The sequence below is a fragment of the Gluconobacter sp. P5H9_a genome (assembly GCF_018812085.1).
In the GTDB taxonomy this organism is placed as follows: domain Bacteria; phylum Pseudomonadota; class Alphaproteobacteria; order Acetobacterales; family Acetobacteraceae; genus Gluconobacter.
Genome location: NZ_JACRVW010000004.1, coordinates 165,671 through 187,427 on the forward strand (window position 1 = coordinate 165,671; position 21,757 = coordinate 187,427).

Annotated in this window: 15 protein-coding genes; 8 read left to right on the forward strand and 7 right to left on the reverse strand. The window is 54.3% G+C overall.

Annotation, left to right across the window (positions count from 1 at the left end; genetic code table 11):
* From KP708_RS06205 to KP708_RS06215, 3 genes are all read left to right on the forward strand, one after another.
* Window positions 1-1,686, forward strand: a complete 1,686-nt coding sequence (locus tag KP708_RS06205) for a bifunctional protein tyrosine phosphatase family protein/NAD(P)/FAD-dependent oxidoreductase (RefSeq protein WP_215749218.1) — start codon at window positions 1-3, stop codon at window positions 1,684-1,686.
* Window positions 1,687-1,701: 15 nt separating this feature from the next.
* The gene (locus KP708_RS06210; protein WP_215749216.1) at window positions 1,702-2,469 is read left to right on the forward strand and encodes a sulfite exporter TauE/SafE family protein; all 768 of its coding nucleotides are present in this window, start codon (window positions 1,702-1,704) and stop codon (window positions 2,467-2,469) included.
* Window positions 2,470-2,776: 307 nt separating this feature from the next.
* Window positions 2,777-3,322: a cupin domain-containing protein gene (locus KP708_RS06215; RefSeq protein WP_202206293.1), complete on the forward strand. Its 546-nt coding sequence runs from the start codon at window positions 2,777-2,779 to the stop codon at window positions 3,320-3,322.
* Between the two features lie 33 nt (window positions 3,323-3,355).
* Here the strand turns inward: KP708_RS06215 and KP708_RS06220 are convergent, their stop codons facing one another.
* The gene (locus KP708_RS06220; RefSeq protein WP_215749214.1) at window positions 3,356-4,294 is read right to left on the reverse strand and encodes a glycosyltransferase family 2 protein; all 939 of its coding nucleotides are present in this window, start codon (window positions 4,292-4,294) and stop codon (window positions 3,356-3,358) included.
* Between the two features lie 282 nt (window positions 4,295-4,576).
* Here KP708_RS06220 and KP708_RS06225 point away from each other — a divergent pair, with 282 nt between their 5' ends.
* Window positions 4,577-5,230, forward strand: a complete 654-nt coding sequence (locus tag KP708_RS06225; RefSeq protein ID WP_202206295.1) for a TetR/AcrR family transcriptional regulator — start codon at window positions 4,577-4,579, stop codon at window positions 5,228-5,230.
* Window positions 5,231-5,251: 21 nt separating this feature from the next.
* Here KP708_RS06225 and KP708_RS06230 read toward each other — a convergent pair whose 3' ends face one another.
* Window positions 5,252-7,516 carry a TonB-dependent receptor gene (locus KP708_RS06230; RefSeq protein WP_215749212.1) on the reverse strand — a complete coding sequence of 755 codons (2,265 nt, stop codon included), beginning with the start codon at window positions 7,514-7,516 and terminating at the stop codon, window positions 5,252-5,254.
* A gap of 180 nt (window positions 7,517-7,696) precedes the next feature.
* On the opposite strand from KP708_RS06230, the gene KP708_RS06235 reads away from it, so the two are divergent.
* Window positions 7,697-9,964 carry a TonB-dependent receptor gene (locus KP708_RS06235; RefSeq protein WP_215749210.1) on the forward strand — a complete coding sequence of 756 codons (2,268 nt, stop codon included), beginning with the start codon at window positions 7,697-7,699 and terminating at the stop codon, window positions 9,962-9,964.
* Window positions 9,965-10,047: 83 nt separating this feature from the next.
* Here KP708_RS06235 and KP708_RS16015 read toward each other — a convergent pair whose 3' ends face one another.
* From KP708_RS16015 to KP708_RS06255, 4 genes are all read right to left on the reverse strand, one after another.
* Window positions 10,048-11,850, reverse strand: a complete 1,803-nt coding sequence (locus tag KP708_RS16015; RefSeq protein WP_215749208.1) for a GGDEF domain-containing phosphodiesterase — start codon at window positions 11,848-11,850, stop codon at window positions 10,048-10,050.
* 323 nt (window positions 11,851-12,173) lie between these two features.
* Window positions 12,174-13,655 carry an efflux transporter outer membrane subunit gene (locus KP708_RS06245; protein ID WP_215749464.1) on the reverse strand — a complete coding sequence of 494 codons (1,482 nt, stop codon included), beginning with the start codon at window positions 13,653-13,655 and terminating at the stop codon, window positions 12,174-12,176.
* A 32-nt stretch (window positions 13,656-13,687) separates the two neighbouring features.
* Window positions 13,688-14,764 carry an HlyD family secretion protein gene (locus tag KP708_RS06250; protein ID WP_215749207.1) on the reverse strand — a complete coding sequence of 359 codons (1,077 nt, stop codon included), beginning with the start codon at window positions 14,762-14,764 and terminating at the stop codon, window positions 13,688-13,690.
* Between the two features lie 18 nt (window positions 14,765-14,782).
* Entirely contained in the window at window positions 14,783-16,441 is a 1,659-nt protein-coding gene (locus KP708_RS06255; RefSeq protein ID WP_215749205.1) for an MFS transporter, read from the reverse strand.
* A 191-nt stretch (window positions 16,442-16,632) separates the two neighbouring features.
* On the opposite strand from KP708_RS06255, the gene KP708_RS06260 reads away from it, so the two are divergent.
* The 3 genes from KP708_RS06260 to KP708_RS06270 all read left to right on the forward strand — a co-directional run bounded on the left by KP708_RS06260 (window position 16,633) and on the right by KP708_RS06270 (window position 20,927).
* A complete protein-coding gene (locus KP708_RS06260; protein ID WP_215749203.1) occupies window positions 16,633-17,580 on the forward strand; it encodes a LysR family transcriptional regulator in 948 nt (315 codons plus the stop codon).
* A gap of 225 nt (window positions 17,581-17,805) precedes the next feature.
* The gene (locus tag KP708_RS06265; RefSeq protein WP_215749202.1) at window positions 17,806-20,133 is read left to right on the forward strand and encodes a TonB-dependent siderophore receptor; all 2,328 of its coding nucleotides are present in this window, start codon (window positions 17,806-17,808) and stop codon (window positions 20,131-20,133) included.
* An 80-nt stretch (window positions 20,134-20,213) separates the two neighbouring features.
* Window positions 20,214-20,927 (forward strand): tetratricopeptide repeat protein, encoded by a 714-nt coding sequence (locus KP708_RS06270; protein ID WP_215749200.1) that lies wholly within the window; start codon window positions 20,214-20,216, stop codon window positions 20,925-20,927.
* Window positions 20,928-20,991: 64 nt separating this feature from the next.
* On the opposite strand, the gene KP708_RS06275 is transcribed toward KP708_RS06270, so the two are convergent.
* Window positions 20,992-21,675 (reverse strand): Fe2+-dependent dioxygenase, encoded by a 684-nt coding sequence (locus tag KP708_RS06275; RefSeq protein WP_202206305.1) that lies wholly within the window; start codon window positions 21,673-21,675, stop codon window positions 20,992-20,994.
* Window positions 21,676-21,757 lie beyond the last annotated feature (82 nt).

Consider the following 21,757-nt stretch of genomic DNA (forward strand, 5'->3'; position numbering starts at 1 on the left):
ATGCCAACCACTTCTCTTACGGATCGCTACGCTGTTTCCCCTCAGGTCACGCCGCAGGATGTTGCGGACCTCAAAGCGGAAGGATTTCGGAGCATTGTCTCGTTTCGTCCGGATGGTGAGGCGCCAGACCAGCCCGATGCCGCTTCTGTCGAAGCCGCAGCGAAGGCAGAAGGGTTAGCGTTTCTGGCCATTCCGGTGAAGGCCGGGACGGTACCGAGTGATGCTCAGGTCTTGCAGGCTAGAGAAGCACTTGCGTCACTTCCGGCTCCAGTCGTTGGCTATTGTCGCTCCGGAACGCGCGCAGCACAGCTCTGGGCGCTTGCGGAAGCTGGTACTCGTCCTGCTGCGGAGATTCTGGCGGAAGCCGCACGGGCCGGTATTGATCTGGGTGGACTGAAATCGCGTCTGGAGGCCGTACCTGCTCCAACTATGGCTGCTCGTGAAGGCGCTCGGCATTTCCAGGTTCTGGTTATTGGTGGTGGTGCGGGCGGCCTTTCCGTTTCTGCCAGTCTGCTCAAACGTAACTCCACCCTCGCTCTTGGTATTGTCGAGCCTTCCGAAGAGCATTTTTATCAGCCGGGCTGGACGCTTGTAGGTGGCGGTGTTTTCAAGGCATCGCAGACACGACGTCGGGAACAGGACCTGATTCCCAAAGGCGCCGTCTGGCTGAAAACGTCTGTTGAGCTTTTTCGACCCGAGGCGCGTGAGGTCGTGCTGAAGGACGGCACGGTTCTGTCCTATGATGCTCTGATTGTAGCGACAGGCATTTCCCTGAACTGGGATGCTATCCCTGGTCTCAGCGAAACGCTTGGCAAGAATGGAGTGACGTCCAACTATCGCTTTGATCTGGCGCCTTACACGTGGCAGCTGGTTGAACAGCTCAAAGGCGGTAAGGCGATTTTCACGCAGCCGCCTATGCCGATCAAATGTGCAGGCGCTCCACAAAAGGCCATGTATCTGGCCAGTGACGCCTGGCGTCGTCGGGGGGTGTTGAAGAATATCTCCGTCGCATTCAATACGGCAACGCCGGGTCTGTTCGGGGTGAAAGAGTTTGTGCCGTCTTTGATGGATTATGTGCGGGATTACGGTATCGCACTTCATCTGGGTTCAAAGCTTGTTGAAGTGAATGGCCCTGCACGGACGGCTGTTTTTGAGCGGAAGACGGATGCTGGCGTGGAGCGCGTGGAGTGCACGTTTGACATGCTGCATGTCGTGCCGCCGCAGGTTTCTCCTAAGGTTGTTAGGGAGAGCGCCATTGCCGGGTCGGACGGTTTTGTTGAGGTGAATCCGGAAACGCTCCAGCATGTCCGGTATCCGCAGGTCTTTGCTCTTGGTGACGTGATTGGAGCATCCTGCGCCAAGACGGCGGCAGCTGTGCGTGTGCAGGCTCCCGTTGTTGCTACAAACGTTCTGGCATTCCTGCAGCGTAAGAACCTGGTGTCTGGATATGATGGATATGGTGCATGCCCATTGACCGTTGAGAACGGCAAGATTGTTCTTGCTGAGTTCGCCTATGGTGGAAAATTGGCGCCGACGCTGCCGAAGTGGCTGCTCAATGGCCAGAAAGCGACCCGTCTGGCCTGGTGGCTTAAAAAATACATCATGCCGGCTCTTTACTGGAAAGGCATGCTCAAGGGGCATGAGCTCTTTGTGGCTCCGAAGGCTCTGAAGTCCGGCAAAAAGTAAGTATTGGCTGCTTTGATGCAAATCGCGCTTGAACTGTTCTGTGGCGTCATTATCGGCTTTACGCTGGGATTGATCGGCGGCGGTGGCTCTATTTTGGCTGTTCCGCTGATGGTCTATGTCGTGGGGGTGAAAAACCCCCATGTCGCGATCGGGACGAGTGCGATGGCAGTCGCCGTCAATGCGCTGGCAGGGCTTGTCAGTCATGCCCGGCAGAAAACCGTCAAATGGCGTTGCGCAGCAGTTTTCGCGCCATTTGGTGTGGTGGGAGCCTTGGTTGGCGCTGCGCTGGGCAAGGCTGTTGACGGGCAAAAGCTGCTGCTTTGCTTTGCGGTGCTGATGATTGTCGTGGGTATTCTGATGCTGCGGGGACGGCGGAATCCGGGCATCGCTGGGGCAGCCTGTAATCGCGACAATATGCCCAAGGTCATGGCAAGCGGAACGGCAACGGGGCTCCTGTCGGGCTTTTTTGGCATCGGCGGCGGTTTTCTCATTGTCCCTTCGCTGGTTGCCTGCACGAGAATGCCAATTTTGAATGCAATCGGAACATCGTTGGTTGCAGTGGCCGCTTTTGGGGCGAGTACAGCCCTGAGTTATATGTTGTCGGGGTATGTTGACTGGACGATGGGCGCGCTTTTCGTTCTGGGTGGTGTACTTGGTAGTACGCTTGGAACCTCTGCGGCCCGACGCCTGGCTGGAGCAGGGGGTGCGCTTACGACGTTTTTTGCTGGTGTGATCTTCGTAGTGGCCACGTATATGATCTGGCGAAGTCTTACCGCTCTTTGATCTATGAACCGGCTTGTTTCGTGAAACGTTTGTCTGCGAGATTTTCGAAAGAATTTCGCATCTAAATTCATTATAATTCAGTCTGCGGAAAATATTACATCCTGGGTAGGTAGACGGGGGCTGTTTGAAAAAGAACCCTCGCTCAACACGCATACTTCATTGTGTTGGCTCCGGAGGCATCAATGAAAAGGGGAGTGCTGAAAAAGCAGTTTGCCAACATCTCGTTGGTGAAACAGTGTTTTTCCATGTTCCATTCCTAAATCGTTATGACATACTGAGACGGAATGTCAGGTGAGTGGGAGAATGAATGGTGACGGATGTTGGTCAGCGGTTGCGGCTTGTTCGTGTTGCAAAAAATCTTTCCCAGCGCGAATTGGCCAAGCGCACCGGTGTCACCAATTCCACAATTTCACTGATTGAGTCGGGGGACATGAACCCTTCGATCGGGACGCTGAAACGCGTTCTGGACGGCATTCCTGTCACACTCGGAGATTTCTTCAGCTTCGAGACGGAAGGGCAGGAAAAATACTTTTATTCCGCCGAAGACCTGACTGAGATCGGGCAGAGCGGCATCTCCCTGCGACAGGTTGGAGGAAACCTGTTTGGTCGTTCGCTTCAGGTCTTGCACGAGCGTTATGAGCCTGGGGCCGATACAGGTGTTGCCTATGCACACGACGGCGAGGAAGCTGGTGTTGTTATTCGTGGTCAGGTCGAGGTGACGGTAGAAAACCAGTCACATATTCTCGGTCCGGGAGACGCGTACTATTTTGATAGCCGCAAACCCCATCGCTTCCGCTGTATTAGCGAGGAAGCCTGTGAAGTGATTAGTTCGTGTACGCCGCCAACCTTCTAATTGATCGGCCCAGTCCGCTCAGCGTCGTGTGTGTCATGCTGTGAGAGGGCGTTTTTCCCTGAAGCCATCGCGAAGATAATGCTGGAGCGCACCGATCGTATAGTGCTGCTTTACGTCGGGGTGGGCTGCCAGATAGGCGTCGGTGTTCCACACCGTCGCCTTCACCTCTGGACCTTCAACAAAAGTAATCGGTGTTGAGCCAACGCCTACGAAGACACGCACGCTGTCATCATACAGATGCATATACTCTTCAGGCGTCCCCAGAAGTGCCTCAACAGCATGAGCGCCTTCGGCGTGAGGTTGGGTCAGGTAGGCGCGTAGGGCAGCGTCATCATTCACATCGACAAGCCCGGAAACCTTGTTTTTCAGGCGTTCTCTCCAGTCGGTGTAGGGAAGATGATGGTTATGCAAATAGGTGAAGACGGTGCTTTTGAACTCATCCCGAACCGCTGATCGTGGTTCATGTTGCCCATCATCACAGATGGAAATTGTCTTGGCCGCTACAAATCCCTTGTGAAAGTGCCTGATAGGAGCATACCAGCCGGGCCGGCCTGGGACATTGAAAAGGGATGTATCAATTCTGAGCGCGCAATCCGTACCCTTTAGCGCGTCAAAAGCTTCATGAATGGCGGTCTTGTCCAAAGAGAGGCCATCTTCGGTAAAGACAGCAAGTAGTTCATCGCAATCCACCGGCAAAGCGAAATCATAATTGTAAAGTCCGTCCCATCCTTGGATGATCCGGGTTAGATGGCCACCTTTCCGATGAAAATCATACGGCTGGTTTAGATCCCGTCGGACTGTGACGCCTTGCTTTTCAACGGCGTCGAGAATGGAAAGTGTCTGCGGATCGACGGAGCCGTTATCAAGGATGGTGAGGTTTTCGAAACCAAAGAGCCATGCGTAATGCGTGATCCATCGCGCCAGGGCTGTACCTTCGTCCCGCTGCATCATCACAACCCGCACGATAGCCATGTTTCACTCTTCCCAATGTTTCCAGAATTGCAATGCAGACGGGTCGGGCGCCTGATCGCAAAGTCCGGCTCGCGTTGGCAGAAATCTATAAAGAGGTTGGACACACTTCGCTATACTGTCTCAACCAGACAGAAATGAGGTGGCCTTAACTTTCCCGGTCACTGCTCACAATTTCATGAGGGGTGTTTTTTAGGAGAAACGCACCAATCTTAAGGCTTGTGGAAAGCCTCTCGGTTTCGTTAAGGCTAGAGACAAGACCTTATTCAATCAGGGAGGCAGGGCATGTCCCAGTCATCATCTTTAGCGGTAAAGGAAGCTTTTCCGCCGCATCTGGCAGATATGAGGGTCAGTCGCTCACCGGGCAGGCCAATCAATCTTCTGCTGAAGGATACGATTCTTTCAGCGATTGCCGCGGTCCTGACAGAAGAAGGGTATCAGGGCCTCACGATCGGAAAAGTGGCCAAAGAGGCCGGTGTTTCTACTGCCACGGTCTATCGTCGCTGGCCTACCAAGCAGGCCATGTTCTTTGATGCCATCCGTCAATGGAAGTTCAGCCTCACGCCTGAAATCGATACAGGCAGTTTTCTGGGAGATGTCGATCAGCTGATCGAAGCGCGTATCCGCTTTCTTGCAACGCCGCTGGGCCGGACATACGGTACGTTGCTGGGTGAAGCCGTGCATAATCCGGAGTTCGGGACTGTGCTACGCGAAGTCAGTATTGAGCCGGCCCGACAGCAAATGCATCGCTTTCTTGAGCGCGCAAAAAAGCGCGACGAAGAAGCTTTCTGTTATCCGGCGGATACGGTTCTGGATGTGATTCTCAGCACTATCCACTTTCGTGCCATGGATACGTTGTGGAGCCAGAGCATTGAAACCGAAGTCAATATCCGGGATCTCAAGGCTCTGGTCCGTTGCCTGATTGGAACGCGCCAATAGGCGGGTTCCAAGCGGAGCGTTTCAGAAGCCACAGGAGACGCGGCCGCCGATGAAGCGTGGTGTGCCGGGAATGTAGAAATACGTTGTTGTCGCCATTCCTCCGCTTTCGAAATACTGGCGGTTCAGAATGTTCGAGGCGTAAATCGTTGCTTCCCAGTGCCCGGATGAGGGGCGAAGGGTCGCATGGGCGCCGAGTAGGAAGTAGGGAGGCAGGCGATAGAAGCCGGTTCCTCCTACGGCAATGGCCTGACTGCCGCGATAAGACCAATCCGGGCCAATATCCAACCCCAGGTGGTCAGTCAGTGCCTGCCGCCACTCTGCCTGTCCGTTCAGGGTGAGTTTTGGCTGGCCGTTATCAACGCCAGCGAAGTTATTGTTAATGGCTTTCCAGACACCGGTCTTGGCATAATAGGCGTTTGTGGCAGCCCGATTGACGTTCGGAAAATCCTGATAATTGCCACGCTGCCAGCCAATGTTCTGCGTGACAAAAACATGCCGAACCGGGTGTATTTCCAGGGTACCTTCAAAGCCCCAGCTTTCGGATTTTGGGACATTGGTGATCTCGCTGAGTGGGCCGTAATTCGGGATCATCACGGTCCCGACAACCTGCTGTCCGTGGAAATTATTATAGAATGCCGCGCCATTCAGGCGGAGCTTTCCCGGGATTGGATCACTTTTGAAGCCAACCTCGTGGGTCAGGACCGTTTCCGGGCCAAACGGATCGAGCTGCGCCTGAATCTGGGTATTATTGGCGCTGAACCCGCCGGGTTTGAAACCTTTGCTCAGCTTGTAATACACCATCGTGCTCTGCAACATCTGCCAAGATACGCCGACCTGGCCTGCGAACTGAGCCGAGGCAGTGCTTTCAGGCTGGAAGATATGTGTCGAGCCACCAAAAATTTCTGATTTCAGACCTGTGAGTGCGCGGTCGTCGATTTCATGCAGAAGGCCACCAAAAAGCGTGACGTTATGCGGAAGACGATAGCTGATGTGACCGAACTCGGACGTACTTTCCTGATTCATGCCGAAATTGGTGGACATCATATAGCCACGGGCCGAGTAGTCTGTGTAATCGAACAGGAAGCGCTGTTTCATACGGCTGCGCTGATAAAATGCTCCGACAACCCATTGCAAACGACTGTTCGGGTCGTTTGAAGACAGGCGCAACTCCTGCGTAAAAGCGTTCGCGCTGATCGTTCTGTACGTATCCGCCTGTGACGCAGATGTGCCGTCCTGATCCGTATATTCCCCTTGGCGTTCCGTCTCGAAGGCACTGACGGACGTAATTTTTGCAAAGCCGAGATCACGGTCAATATGCAGATCCCAGCCCCAGAACTGATTGTGTTCACTTGGTTTGAGGCTACGGGGGCGCCCGATCAGATCGGCAAACTGAGGTCGTAGAAACCACTCTGCCTGCTGGTGTTCCAGTGAGGGTAGTCCCTGAGAGCCAATCAGGCGGTGCACCGGAACGCCTGCGACGACTTCGCTATTGTCCTGCACAAAGTGACCTGACAGCATGATTGTGGTCCGGCTGTCAGGGCGCCAGCGCAGCTTTCCACGTAAAGCCCAGGAATCTGCATCGCCCAGATGAGCACCCGTCAGGGGATTGGTCTGCCACCCACCGCCCTGTCGTGTCTGACCCGCAAGTCGGAAATCGAGTCCTTTCGCCAGCGGGCCTGACACATAGGCTTCGCTTCGGCTACGGGCATAGGAGGCGATATCTTCGCTGGCGCCGTAATGCCAGCTGCTTGTCGGGTCCGCCGTACGGAAGCGCACTTCACCGCCAGTGTCCGACTGTCCATGTGTCGTGCCGACCGGGCCTGGTGTGACGGTCGCGTCTGCCAGATCGAACATCAGGCCGCTGGCCATGGTCGAGAACGCGAAAGGGACGTCATCGAAATAAGCCAGAACGGTTGGGATGTTGTTCTGCGTGAAGTCATTAAAGCCTGCGCCACGAAGGTAGAAATTCGTGGAAGCCGTTCCGTTGATGGACTGAATAGTCAGATTGGGTGCCACGCGCTCGACGTCGCGCAACGTCACGACACCACGCTCGATCAGGCGTTCCGCAGTCAGGCGGGTATCGGCATCCGGCTGTTTCTGGGCAGATTGAAATGCAAAATCCGTTCTCTTGATACTGACTTTAATGGTTTCGTCCGTATGAGCTTCAAGAGATTTCGGAGCAGCGTGACGCTGTTTCTTATTGTGTTGAACAGGAGGCGCTGCCGCGAAAACTGAAGACGCTCCCAGGAGACTGACGCCAAGAAAAAGAACTCTGCGAAACGCCATGGAAAAAGATGCTCTTCTGAAAGGAAAATGCCGGGCAGCGGCAGAATTGTGGCTTTTATATCTCACCGGGATGCCAGAGCAAACAATCAGGAGGAAAAAGGTCCGCTTCTGCTTGATCTGTTATGATATAACATAATAGAGAGTTGGCGCTGAAAATACCTTTCGTCTGTTGAGGACCTCATGCTGCCTTTTGTGTCTGCCCGATCTTTCCTTGTGCTTCTTGGATGCACGACGGCTCTGTGTGGCGCTGCTCATGCTCAGGAAACAACGGCTGGAACGACAGGTACCGATACGGAAACCTCTCGTTCCAGTTTCGGTCATTCTGACAACCAGCACGGAACGACCGTGACGGAAACGAGCCGGACGGGTGAAGACGATCTTGTCGTCAATGCTCATCTGGAACGGGCCCGGGACGCTCTTCAGTCTTCCACAGGGGCCACGACCTATCGTTTCAGCCGTCAGGACATCGAAACGAATCCGGGTGGCGATAACGCGCCCCTGACGTCTGTTCTTCTTCAGGCACCAGGCGTCGCGCAGGACAGTTACGGTCAGATTCATATCCGTGGCGACCATAACGAAGTCCAGTTCCGTCTGGATGGTGTGGCGCTGCCAGAAGGCATGAGTGTTTTCGGTCAGGCGCTCATGACCCGCTTTGCACATTCCATGTCCCTCACGACGGGCGCGCTTCCCAGCGAGTACGGATTTCTTCAGGCCGGTGTGATCGATATTAACACCAAGAATGGCTATTCCGATGCGGGCGGCAGTGTCTCCATTTATGGCGGCGCCCGGGACTATTTCTTTCCGTCACTGCAATATGGTGGCCACAAGGGGAAGTGGGATTGGTTTGCTACCGCTGACTATATTCACAACCGTGTTGGCATTGAAAACACGACCCCCAGCTTCAATGCGATCCACGATCTGACGAACCAGTACCACTTCCTGGGGCATGCTCGGTACACGGTTGATGAAAATACCCGGATCAGTTTAACTGCCGGTGTTTCGAATGCTGAGTATCAGCTTCCGAATAATCCGGGTCAGCAGCGTCAGTTCGCCAACCCGTCCTATCTCGGCAGCACCCTGTCCCAGAACCAGTATGGCACAGGGGACAGCAGCAGCCTGAGTGAGCATCAAAAGGAAATCACGGATTTCGGCATCCTGTCCTTGCAGAAGGATATGGGGCGTCTCAGTTTCCAGACGTCCGCCGTGCTGAGATACAGCTCTCTGCGATACTCACCTGATCCGCTAGGCGATCTGGTGTATAACGGCATTGCACAACGTGCTGCCCGATCCGTCTTCTCAACCGGAACACAGACGGATGCAACCTGGCAGGCTGCAAGAAATCATACCGTTCGTTTCGGCTATCAGATCTATGTTGAGCGTAATACGTCCAAGTCTGACTCAACAGTTTATACGCAAACTGGTGAGGACGAGGACGGCAACGCTGTTTACTCCGGCGATACGGCGAACATCCATGATGGCTCCGGCCGTACGGGTTGGATGTACGGGCTGTACGCTCAGGATGAATGGCGCCCAATCAAGAACCTGACCATCAATTATGGTCTGCGGTTTGATGGTGTGGATGAATACACCCACTCAAAGCAGGTCAGCCCGCGTATCAATATCGTGTACAAGCCCTGGCACGGGGGGACTTTCCACGCAGGCTATTCCCGTTACTTCACGCCGCCGCCGTTTGAACTCGTGACCGGAACGGCTTTGTATAAATACACGGGAACCTCTGCTGAGCCTGCCAATTACAAGAACAGCACGGTCAAGTCTGAGCGCGATCACTACTTTGACGCCGGTTTCTCTCAAACGATCCTGCCAGGCTGGCACGCTTCGTTTGATGCCTACGTCAAACTGGCGAAGAACATGATTGATGAGGGGCAGTTTGGCTCGCCTGTTATTCTGTCAGTGTTCAACTACCGTCGTGGACAGGTGCACGGATACGAGTTCTCCACGGATTACACGCGTGGTGCCTTCAGTGTTTATGGCAATTTCTCCTGGTCACGTGCCATCGGTAAGGACGTGGTGTCGGGTGAGTGGAACTTCGATCCTGAAGATCTGTCTTACATCAAGAACCGCTGGGTGCATCTTGATCATGACCAACGTTGGACGGCGTCTGCGGGGACAAGCTACACCGCTTTCTACAGAACCGGCCACCCGCTGCGCCTGTCTGCGACAATGGTTTATGGAAGTGGTCTGAGAGCTGATGGCGCGACGCCGAATGGTGCTTCTGTGCCGCAGTATGCGACATTCAATCTGTCTCTGGTTCAGTCCTTCAAGGATCTGTTCCACGTTCCATTCCTGAAGCAGACGCAGCTTCGTCTGGATGTCACCAATCTGTTCGACAGGACGTACCTGCTGCGTGATGGCAGCGGCATTGGCGTGGGTGCGCCACAGTATGGCCTGCGTCGTACCATCCTGACCGGCATTGATCAGCGGTTCTAATTTTAGGGACTGTCTGAAGTTGAAGACGGGGGCGGTTGCGAAAGCAGCTTGCCCCCGTTTTTTATATCGAGAGGTGGGACGACCTATTCTGCAACGTCCATTTCAGGGACGATCGACTCACTTTTGATCCAGGGTGGTCCATCCATGTTGAGAACATGTGGAATCTGGGACAGTGGAACCGCCTTTGAAAAATGCCATCCCTGTAAAAAGTCACATCCCATCAGGCGCAGTTCTTCGGCTTGCTCGGCCGTTTCCACGCCTTCGGCCACAACGACACGGTTCATGCTGTGAACAATATCGATAACGCCGCGGATAATGGCCGTATCAATGCCGCGCTCCGTAACGCCTGACGTAAAGACCCGGTCAATCTTGATATGATCGAACGTCACGGTGCGTAGATGGGTCAGAGACGCAAATCCGGTACCAAAGTCATCTAATGAGATCTGAACACCAGCACGATGGAGTTTCTTGAGTTCATCCAGAATATGCTGATTGTGCTGACCAAAGAGAATTTTCTCTGTGATCTCAATGGTCAGTTTTTCAGCCGGAACACCATGTTTTTTCATTTCACGGAAAAGCCGTTCCGTGAAATTGTGATCCCGAAAATCATCTGACGTTACGTTGATGGAAATGCGGTCAAACGGGATTTTGTGCTGCAGAAGATACCGGATATCCGTGAGTGCCTGCCGCAAGACGAAATTTCCGATTGCGATGCTCAGTTCTGCATCGTCAAAAGCATCATAAAAATACTGTGGGCTCAGCAGTCCGCGCTCTGGATGATCCCAGCGCAGGAGAGCTTCGAAAGAGGGCGGGCTGTCCTGATTTAAGGGGAGAACAAGCTGATAGAAAAGTTTGAATTGCTTTTTCTTGAGAGCGGCCTGCATGGCTGTTCTCAGTCGAGAGCGGCGCTCGGTTTTCTCTTTCATGAAGGGCGCGTATTTTTTGATTCTGTTGCGACCGTCCGCCTTGGCTTCATACAGCGCAAGGTCTGCACAGCGCAGAATTTCGCGTTTTCGACTGTCGTTCAGCTTGGAGACCGCATAGCCCAGACTGGCACTACAAAGATGCGTCAGACTTCCGCTACGAAACCGAAAGCGCATAGCCTCAAGAATTTTCTGGAGCTTGAGTTCAAATGTCTGCGGGTCGTTTGACACCATGATGATGGCAAATTCGTCGCCACCAATACGGGCAATGAAACAGTCGGGAGATTGGAAAGTCTTCAGGCGCCCTGCAATTTTCTTTAGCAGGCGATCACCGGATTCATGGCCAGATGTATCATTGATGATTTTGAACGTATCGATATCGAGCAGGCACAGACAGAAATGCCGGTTGTCTGGATGTTCCTGTGCGAAAAGCACTTTCAGGTACTGTGAGAATGACGTGCGGTTGGAAATATTCGTGAGGAAGTCAGTATTGACGGCTTCCTGCAATTTCAGCCGGTTGGCTGTCAGGCGTTGTTCGGCACGTTTGCGGGCAGTGATGTCAAAGCGGATGGCCACATAATTAATGACTTTCCCTTTTTCATTGCATCGGGGAACAATTGTTGTATCGACCCAGTATAGTTTTCCGTTTTTCTTTCTATTGCAGATTTCACCATGCCAGACGCCCCCCTGTGCAATGGTTCGGTACATTTTTTGAAAGAAACTGGAATCATGAACGCCCGAGTGAAGCATTCGATGGTCCTGTCCGATCAGTTCAGCTCTGGAATAGCCACTGATCTCGACAAATTTTTCATTAACTGAGAGAATTTTTCCTTTAGTATTCGTTACGGCGACAATAGCCGAGCAATCAAGAGCATGGAGAACAAAGGAATCATGAGAACTTTCGGACCATGCCTGAAGTGATTCAAGATAAGTTCCGAAATTCTGTTCCTGATAGGTGTTCACTAAGTCTGTCCCGCTTGGCCATAGGTCCGAGTGTCGCGAGAAAACACTAAAAAAATACTAACAAGGTGCTTTTGAGTGGGTATATCTGAAAGATAATATCACAAAAAGACCTTTTTTAAGCCAAAAGCGTCAAGGCAGAATCTTTTTGTTCGGTAGAAAAGGCCGTCAGGAAAATACAAAAAGTCCTAAGGACGCGGTATTTCATGGATTTGCTGAATTTATCCTCAGCCGGGGATGCACCGTGAGGGGTGTCAGATCTGTCGTCCGGCTGCGATGTCTCTTGCCGAACGACAGAATGAAGTGTTGGGAAATACCCGGTACGCTTAAAGAGAGCCTTCCCAGCCGCCCCCTAGAGCGCGGTAAAGATGCGTCATTGAGACGGAGACGCCTGCACGGGCTTCTGACAGGGCGCTTCGCGTTGAGAGAAGCGCACTCTGTGCCGTCAGGACATTCAGGAAGTCCCCGGCACCCTGACTATACTGAAGTTGGGCAATGTGAACGGCCGTTTCGTTCTCGGTGACGCTTTCTTCCAGCCGTTTCTGGCGCTCCTGAGCCGTGCTCAGATCCGTCATGGCATCATCGATTTCTTCCCATGCATGCAGGATTGTCTTTTGAAGCGCGATGGCGGCTTCTTTCTGCTGCGCTTTCCGAAGATGAAGCTGTCCTGTAAGGCGGCCGCCTTCAAAGAGCGGTAGCGTCATGGTTGGGCCAAAGCCATACTGACGCGATGCCCAGGACCCAAGTCCGCTGAACTGGAGAGCCTGAATATCCAAACTGCCGGACAGCGTTACGCGGGGGTAGAAGTCTGCAATAGCCACACCAATACTCGCCGTTGCAGCATGCAGACGCTCCCTTGCCGCGCGGATATCCGGTCTCCGGTCCGCGAGCTGAGACGGCAGGCCCGTCGGAATATTGGTTGGCACGGGTGGAATAATGCCGGGCTTATTCAGCGTGCTGGCCAGCGCTCCCGGTTCGCGTGCGACAAGGAAGCTAAGGGCATTGATGAGATGCACGCTCTGGCTTTTTAAGGGCGGCAACCGTGCTTCGAAGCTGTGCATCTGTCCGCGGGAATAGGCGACGTCCAGTTTGGTAGCGGTTCCCTGTGTAAAGCGCAGTGTTGTCAGGTCCACGCTGTGACGGGCAGTTTCGATGCTCTGCTGGGTAATGGCAATCTGTGCCTGCACATTGCGGAGCGCAATATAGTCCTGTGCTGTCTCGGCCATCAGGGAGACCAGAACATTGCGCTGCATGTCTTCCGTTGCATGCATGGCTGCTGTGGCTGCTTCAACCTGCCTTCTGACATGTCCCCAGAAATCGACTTCCCAAGAGGCACTTAACCCATACTGAGGCAGGTTAAAGGCTGGATTTCCCTTGGCGCCGTCGGCAGCGGCTGGGCCAAACCCCTGTGCACCACTGGCAATATCGCCAGGGCTAGCCTGTTCTGTTGTTCCTAGTAGCCCCAGAATACCGTTGGTGCTGGCGCGCTCCCGTGCGTAGGAGGCTGCGCCATCCAGGCGGGGCATTTGCGCGGCACTCGCAATCCGGCGCTCTGCTTGGCTTTCAGCCAGGTTCAGCGCGGCTGTCCGCAGGTCCAGATTGCTGCGAACAACGTCCGCTTCAAGCTGTGTCAGTACCGGATCGTTGTAGAGGTGCCACCACTGCGGATCGAGAGTGGCTTCTGTCGGGTGGTCTGTCGCTGGAGCAACACTCTCATGGTAGTGCGCGGGCGCGTTGTCAGTGGGCTTATGATAGTCCGGTCCGACCGTACAGGCGCTCAACGCTGTAACAGACAGAAGGAAAGCCATTCGCGGCGATAGGGAAAAGCGCATGGACTGTCTCACTGCCAGGCGTAGCGGTTGTCACGGGCATGTGGGCCTTCCGGCTGCGAGGCCGTATCCACTTCCGCTTCAACAGACATGCCGACGCGAACCCTGGCTGCCAGTGGTTGCCCTGCATCGAATGTCAGTTTGACGGGAACGCGCTGGACGACCTTCGTGAAGTTGCCTGTCGCATTATCTGGCTGAATCGCAGCGAAGGCTACGCCCGTTGCTGGGGCCAGACTGTCCACATGCGCGTGGAGCGGATGACCGGGGAAGGTATCAACCCAGATGGTGGCCCGCTGACCTGTCTGCATCTTGGTCAGCTGGGTTTCCTGGAAATTGGCCAGCACATAGGCTTTTTGAACCGGAACCACAGCGAGTAGACCTGTACCCGGATGCACATAAGCACCAACGCGCACGCCACGCTCACCGACAATGCCGTCTACCGGTGCTGGAATGGTGCAGTAGGACAGGTTCAGCTCGGCTTGATGTTCGGTACTTTGTGCTTTGAGAAGGGCGCCCTGTGCACGCTGGATCTGTGCCTGAAGAACCGGGATCTGCTGTCGGGCACTGTCAACGCCAGCCTTGTCGCGGGCGAGGGCTGCCATGGCTTCCCGAAGATGAGCATCGGCACCCTGCTGTTGCTCGAGCGTGCTGGCCCCACCTGCAGAAAGATTGTGATAGCGGGTGGCGTTCTGCTGCGCGAAGGCCAGACTGGCTTCGTCAGCTTTAACAGTATCCGCAGCGGCGGCAATCAGGCTGTCCTGACGGGCCAACATGGCCTGAAGGTTGCTCACATCACCTTCTGCGGCTGCCACGTCACCCCTGGCGGCGGCAAGGGCTGCGCGATAGTCATCGTCTTCGATATGGGCGAGTTCTTCGCCAGCGTGAACGTTTTCATTATCTTCCGCCAGCACGCGGTCGATCCGGCCCGCAACCTTGGGAGCAACGGTCGTGAAGTCTGCCGTGACATAGGCATCATTGGTTTTCTGGTGAACGCCATCACCCACGAAGAAACGATCGGCGCTCCATGCCAGTCCGGTCAGAACCACGACTGCACAACCGGCGAGAAGAAGAGGCTTTCCATAAATCATGTCTGAGAGATCCGGATCTTAATGTGCGGGGGCGGTCACGGGAGCCGCCGGAACAGGAGTGGGAGTTGCTGCAGGTTTTGGTGCCGGGCCTTTGCCGGGTGGATAGACGCGTTTCGGAAGAATGAAATTCAAAACAACGTAGATGGCGCACACCACCGCAACGACGAGGTAGATATCGGCCAGAGCAAGCACGACAGACTGCTCGTGCAGGTAGTCATGGAAGATTTCCAACGCATTGCGGGAGACATGCGCTGTATCTGGCGAGGTGTTCTGGATCGCGTTTTCGATCGGGTTTCCCATGCCGGACAGGGACGTCCGGTTATTGCCGGACCTGTCCAGCAGCATGTTGGAATGATATTGCTCACGACGTCTGAGCAGCACCTCGAATAGAGCCGCAGCTACGGCGCTGGCCATTCCCTTGAGCATGTTCACCATGCCGGAAATGAATGGCCCATCCGCCGGCCCGAGGGACATGGTTGCAAGCACCAGAACGGGAATGACCACCATGGGCTGCCCCACTACCTGTAGGCCCTGCAGAAGATAGAAATTATCCCGTACCCAGTCCGGTGTGAGCCAGGTTCCGAGGAACGCCGCCAGCCCGAGGCAGCTCATGCCGATGCCGAGCAGATAGCGGCAGTCCACCGAGCGCATGTTGCAGAGGGCTGCAGTCAACGGAAGCATGATGAGCTGTGGCAGAGCGACCATCAGCGCGATAGGGGCTGTCTGGGACGGACGGTATCCGCGAACTTCCGCCAGATAGGTGGACGGAATCTGTATCATCAGACTGCAGATGACCAGAACGCCTACAAGGGTAAGCATGGCCATCGCGATGTTACGGTTCTTCCAGTACTGAAGTCGGAAAAACGGGCTGTGATGGTGCCATTCGTGGAACAGGAAGCCCACAAACAGTGCCCCACCCCAGAACGTCAGATGGGAAATAATCGGAGAGCGGAACCAGTCCAGTCGATCACCCTGATAAAGGACTGTGACGACGCATAAAATGGACGGCACACCGATGAAGAAGCCGCGCCAGTTGAACTTCATGAACCGTTCGAGATGCACAGGGTCTTTGGGAAGGCCATAAGCCATCATGGCAATGGCAATGGCGCTGAGGGGAATGACTTCCCAGTACAGCCAGTGCCAGCCGAAATGCTCAAACCACAGGGCTTCCAGTGGGCCACCCAGATTAGGGCCGAATGTCGCGCTCATGGCGTATCCACCCACACCGAACACCTTGATGGGCGGCGGCAGGTATTTGAGCATCACGGTCATGAGGACGGGCGGCAGACACCCTGCACTGAGACCCTGTGCAGCGCGCAGGAAACACAGGGAAATCATATCCGGCATAAACGGCAGCGGAATGGACAGCAGGGCAAGCACTGCTGTCATGAAGATTGAAAACCGGTAGATCGAGAATGTCATGTAGAACCATGGCGTGAAGGCCATGGCGGCAATGTTGAAGGCTTCGTAGGTCGAGATGAACCACGTGCCTTCGTCATGACCGATATGCATGGCGCCGCGAATGTCTGACAGGCCGATTTCGGTAATGTGCTCGTTGAATCCGGCAACATGCACAGCCAGCAACATGCCAAGACACCCTATAATGGTCCGCATTCCGAACGGCGGTATGTAGGAGGGTTGTTCGGGTGCTGCTGCGGTGGGTGAAGGTAAAGCCATAAGGTGCTCTCGTGATGCCAGAGAGCTTCTATCGGCGATGCGCAGGTGGAGAAAAACCCACACTTCAGGCAGATGAGGATTCCACTTTCTGGAAGTGTTTCTCTTAAGCCTTTCATTTCTGTATGTTGGACTGCGTTATTCCTGTTTGATGCGGCTGGAACAGGGCGCTCACGATTAGGGGAGATAAGTGCATGGCAAACCGGAAGTCAGGAGGCCGCCGCTACGACCTGGATCTGTTGCGTTATCTCCAGGTGCTGGTGGAAGAGCAGAGCGTCTCGCTTGCCGCGCGTAGATTACAGGTTAGTGAGCCTGCCATGAGCCGGCATCTGGCGCGTCTGCGAAGTGTTTTTAATGACCCCATCCTTGTCATGTCCGGTCGGCGCATGGTTGCAACGGCTTTCGCCAACCGTATCCGGGACCGTGTTCAGGGACTGGTGAAAGATGCGGATGATCTGCTCAATGAAGGGGCGGAGCTGAATCTGAAGGCGATGTCTCCAAAGTTCACCATTCGCGCCAATGATATTGTTGTGGGTGCCTTCGGGCCTGCAATTCTTCTGGCCCTTCGGAAGGATTGCCCGGAATGTCGCATTGTTTTCTCCCCGGAGTCTGAAGAGACCGCCAGTGAAGCCCTGCGTGGAAGCCACATAGATCTCTATATTGGGGCGACTGACGATCTGCGTCCGGAAATCATGCGCAAGGCCCTGTTCGACACGTCTTTCAGTGCCCTCGTCCGGGCAGGGCATCCGATCCTTAAGGGAAAAATCACCCCTCATGCACTTGTGGCTTACGATCATGTCAGTGTGTCGCGGAAAGGGCGTGCGTTTGGCCCGATCGATGTCATCCTGAAGGAGCGATATGCTCTCTCACGTCGCATCGCGATGGTGGTTCCGACGTATTATTCGCTTATCGAATCACTGCGTGGAACAGACATGATCCTTCCTTTACCGCGGATCGTTATTGACTGTCTGCCATTGGCGGAGATGGGTCTTGAAACGTTTGATTTTCCTTTTGTACTTCCACCAGTCCACGCGTTTCAGGCCTGGCATCCACGACTGGACATGGATCAGCTTCATCGATGGATGCGGGATACGGTTTCACAGGCCATTCGTGGGGAAATGGGACGCCTGGGAGTCAGGTGAAATGTTATGTCATAGCCAGGTTAATGAGAATCAGTTGCATTAACAACTCTTCTGAGGAAGATAGCGCCAGTTTCAGTGTGCTGAACCTGGGCTTTGCCTGACCATGAGAGACCTCTGAATTCCTGGAGACGATGTACCCATCGTGACGGAAGGGAGTGCCATCCCCGGGCCAGCTGCCTGTTTCTGTTTCGGCACATTGTCAGGTCCATGAGTTCAGGTGATTCCATGCCGTCGAAAAACGAACATTTTAGCCCGCACGCTCTGACAGAGGGCCAGGTTTTCACTGAGGCAGCTCATTCTTCCTCTGGGAAGTGGCAGAAACTGGTGCTTCTGGCTTTAGGCGCGGGTCTCGGTGTGACGGAAACCGGAGAAGCAGACGCGCAGGATGCCGGAGTTACGAATGATACGGCGTCTGTCAGTCTGCCTGCCGTCAAGGTTCACGGACAGACCGAAACGGCCACACCCGAACCCACGAATACGAACAACACGACACTGGATATCGGGCGTATGCCGGATACCGTGCGGGAGACGCCCCAGATCATCAGCGTTGTGCCCAAGGCTCTGATCGAACAGCAGCGTCTGTTCACTCTGGATCAGGCGTTGGCCAATGTTCCCGGTATTACGATGTCTACGGGGGAGGGCAATGGTGGCATGAATGGCAACCAGTTCCGCATTCGTGGTCAGCAGGCGCGTGGCGATATTTACGAAGACGGTCTGCGTGATTTTGGAACGTATGTTCGTGACACGTTCAATACGGAAAGTGTTGAAGTGGTTAAAGGACCGAGTGGTGAATATTTCGGTGCCGGTAACGTTGGTGGCGTGATCAACCAGACGCTGAAAAAGGCGCATCTGGGAAACCATTATGCTTTTGATCAGTCGATTGGCAGCGGCATGCAGTATCGCGGTGCAGCAGACGTCAATTACCAGCTTGGCAAGCATACAGCCCTTCGTGTGAATGGCATGTATAACAAGCAGGATGTGGCAGACCGGAACAATGTGCGGTCAGATCGTTATGGTGTGGCGGCTGATCTTGGTTTTGGTTTGGGAACGAAAACCACCTATCACCTGAACTATCAGTGGCTCGGCAGCCGCGGAATGCCGGATTATGGCGTGCCAATGATCCTGACGGGCAATACGTATTCGCCCATTACAGAACACGGGCTGAATCGCGATACGACATATACGCGCAGCTTTGACCGCGACAATTCTAATATTCACATGGTCACCTCAAAGTTTGCGACCGAAATTGCCCGGTGGCTGACGCTGAGCAACGACACGCGCTTCAGCCATTATCATCGTGAATATGCCGCGACGACCCCGAGTGCGTGTTCCGGCGCATGTGCTTCGAGTTTTCTATCTGGTGGAAATCCTACTCTCCCCTATGGCGCAGGTGGCGGCGTTGCTTACCAGCAGGATGGTTGGGGCATTCAGAATGTCATGATGGGGCGTTCGAAATTCAATACAGGCTTCCTGAAGCACGACATCCGGGCTGGTGTGGATATCAATTACACCAAGGATGACCGTAGCATGGGAACCTACGTCAACAGATCAAACAATCAGACAATCCGTAGCCCTTACTATTCCTCTCCCTCAACATACATCACGTGGCCATCAACCGGACGGCGCATGACGGATTTTCGGGATCTGGGCCTGTTCTTTGCAGACAAGATCCATCTGACCGACAAGTTGTCCGTGTTCGGAACGTTCCGGTGGGACAGTTATCAGAGCAAGTTCTGGAGTGCGACGACGTCTGCCGCGGGAACGCAATCCCAGTCTTCTAACAAGTTCAGCCCATCTGCGAGCGTGATGTATGACATCACCAAGGATGCCACCGTTTATTTCACGTTCGCGCGCTCGTATAAGCCGGTTGGGACGGATGCTTCGTCTATTGTGACGAATAATGCCGGGAGCGCGGATGTCGCGAATAACGGGCGTGACCTCAAGCCACAGCGTAGTGATCTGTTTGAAGTTGGAAGTAAGCTCGACTTCTTTAACAAGCGCCTTGGCGTAACGGGCGCCCTGTTCCAGATCAATCAGAACAATTCCTATACCTATGATGACGATGGCAACATCATCACAGGCTTCCAGGATGCGGGAACCGGCCGTCGCATTCGTGGTGCCGAACTGAGCGCAACTGGAAAGATTACCCAGAACTGGGACCTCTATGCGACGTACGCTTACATGGGCGGCAAGGTGACGCATAGCGCTACGCTGCACGGCAATCAGGCGCCCCAGCTTCCGCACAATTCGTTCTCGGTGTGGAGCACCTATAACCTGTCCCATCTTGTGTTGAGAGCGGGGCAGGGCACTCTGAAGGCTGGCGGTGGTGCTCAGTACAGTTCAGGCTACTGGGCTAACGAAGCCAATACAGCGCGGATGCCTTACAACTTCTCGCTGAATGGCATCGTGTCCTACGACTACGGTCGTTACCATGCGCAGTTTAATGCCAACAATCTGACCAACCATCTGAACTATGGTTCGGCTTTCAACACAGGGCGTGCCGTTCCCATGTCGGGGCGGACGTTCATGGGAAGCTTTGGCCTAAATTTCTGAGGTTAGTCACGACAAAAGTAGTTTCAGCCCTTCCGGCTTCTGGCCGGGAGGGCTTTCTGCTGAATTAACGGTAGATAAATATGGCTTCGTGCGAGCAGTCAGTCGGATTTTGTGCTGAACGGGAAATACCGGCCATCACCTGTCCTCCTCAGGTGCAGGCTCAGCTTCTTCTTGGCCAGATGCATGTGGATACAGGACGGTTTGCAGACGCTTTCCCATACTTTGAAGCGGCTGCGCGAAGTGGTCATCCTACGGCATTGAACATGCTGGGACGCGCCTATGAGCGCGGTTGGGGCGTCGTCCGGAATACAGGGCAGGCAGCTTTATATTTTGAAGAAGCGGCACAGCTCGGGGATGCGTGGGCCATGTTTAACTTGGCCGATCTTCTGTTACTCGGCGATGGGGTTCCCAAAGACCGTGCGCGAGCATATCGGCTGTATGTATTTTCTGCTGAAAAAGGAAATGCAAAAGCGCTCAATATGCTTGGTTTGCTTCATGAGGAAGGGATTGCCGGAACGCCCGACCTGGAAGGTGCAAAAATCTTTTTTCAAGCAGCGGCTGAGGGGGGAGATTGCTGGGCCGAGATTAATCTTTCACGTCTTGCGCTCGCTCATCAGGACATCGCAGCGGCAGCCTCCTGTCTTCAACGAGCTTTGAAGACAGGGCTGCCAGATGTTTGTCGAGCAATCATTGCTGCTGTCCAACCTTATGCTGATCCTGCTTTGAAAAGCATTGGTGCACAGGCTGTGCGTCAATTGGGTCTCGTGAAACGGCTCAGCGCTGTTCCGGCATAAATCTCACCCGGCGAAAGATCATACCGGGTGCTGGTTCATTCGTTTTAAGGGAGGGCTGACGACTTCAGAGCTCAGCCCATTGCCGCAGAAGGTTGTGATAGGTTGAGGTCAGACCCAGAACCGCTGGGTGATCATCGGGAAGCGCCTTGCGGGTCTCGATGATGGAGCGGTCAAAATCGTACATAAGAGCGCGTTTTGTATCGTCGCGGATCATGGATTGCGACCAGAAGAACGATGCCCAGCGGCTACCGCGCGTAATGCGGTTAACGCTGTGCAGGCTGGTAGACGGATAGACCACCATGTCACCCGCAGGCAGTTTGACGTTCTGGTTGCCGTACGTGTCCTGAATGACGAGTTCTCCGCCGTCGTAATCTTCTGGAGAAGACAGGAACAGTGTGGAGGAAACATCTGTCCGGATGCGGAAGCCAGCGCCTGGAATAGGGCGGATGGCATTATCAACATGTGCGTTGAAATGCATTCCGGTGTCGTATCGGTTGAAAAGCGGGGGATAAACTCGCAAGGGCAGGGCCGCGCTATTAAAAGTTGGATTGCGTCCTAAAGCCCTCAGAACAATTTCGCCCAGTTCACGGCACACATCTGAATCCTGCGGAATCTGAAGGTTCAGTTTTGCCTTTGCAGACTGTTCTCCCGCTGTGACACGTCCGTCTGTCCACTGCGCCGTCTCAAGCTGGTCGCGGCAATAGCGTACCTCTTCAGGAGACAGGACGTTCGGGATGTGGATCAACATGGGTGTGTTCTTCCTTGGACGGCTCTCGGGGCTTTTTTCAAAGCGGTTAAGAATCTTGCTTGTAATTAAGAATGACTCTCAT

Excerpts from the sequence above, each read along its gene's own strand:
- KP708_RS06205 (WP_215749218.1), top strand. The coding sequence starts at position 1 with ATGCCAACCACTTCTCTTACGGATCGCTACGCTGTTTCCCCTCAGGTC.
- KP708_RS06210 (WP_215749216.1), top strand. The coding sequence starts at position 1,702 with ATGCAAATCGCGCTTGAACTGTTCTGTGGCGTCATTATCGGCTTTACG.
- KP708_RS06215 (WP_202206293.1), top strand. The coding sequence starts at position 2,777 with ATGGTGACGGATGTTGGTCAGCGGTTGCGGCTTGTTCGTGTTGCAAAA.
- KP708_RS06220 (WP_215749214.1), bottom strand. The coding sequence starts at position 4,294 with ATGGCTATCGTGCGGGTTGTGATGATGCAGCGGGACGAAGGTACAGCC.
- KP708_RS06225 (WP_202206295.1), top strand. The coding sequence starts at position 4,577 with ATGTCCCAGTCATCATCTTTAGCGGTAAAGGAAGCTTTTCCGCCGCAT.
- KP708_RS06230 (WP_215749212.1), bottom strand. The coding sequence starts at position 7,516 with ATGGCGTTTCGCAGAGTTCTTTTTCTTGGCGTCAGTCTCCTGGGAGCG.
- KP708_RS06235 (WP_215749210.1), top strand. The coding sequence starts at position 7,697 with ATGCTGCCTTTTGTGTCTGCCCGATCTTTCCTTGTGCTTCTTGGATGC.
- KP708_RS06245 (WP_215749464.1), bottom strand. The coding sequence starts at position 13,655 with ATGGCTTTCCTTCTGTCTGTTACAGCGTTGAGCGCCTGTACGGTCGGA.
- KP708_RS06250 (WP_215749207.1), bottom strand. The coding sequence starts at position 14,764 with ATGATTTATGGAAAGCCTCTTCTTCTCGCCGGTTGTGCAGTCGTGGTT.
- KP708_RS06255 (WP_215749205.1), bottom strand. The coding sequence starts at position 16,441 with ATGGCTTTACCTTCACCCACCGCAGCAGCACCCGAACAACCCTCCTAC.
- KP708_RS06260 (WP_215749203.1), top strand. The coding sequence starts at position 16,633 with ATGGCAAACCGGAAGTCAGGAGGCCGCCGCTACGACCTGGATCTGTTG.
- KP708_RS06265 (WP_215749202.1), top strand. The coding sequence starts at position 17,806 with ATGCCGTCGAAAAACGAACATTTTAGCCCGCACGCTCTGACAGAGGGC.
- KP708_RS06270 (WP_215749200.1), top strand. The coding sequence starts at position 20,214 with ATGGCTTCGTGCGAGCAGTCAGTCGGATTTTGTGCTGAACGGGAAATA.
- KP708_RS06275 (WP_202206305.1), bottom strand. The coding sequence starts at position 21,675 with ATGTTGATCCACATCCCGAACGTCCTGTCTCCTGAAGAGGTACGCTAT.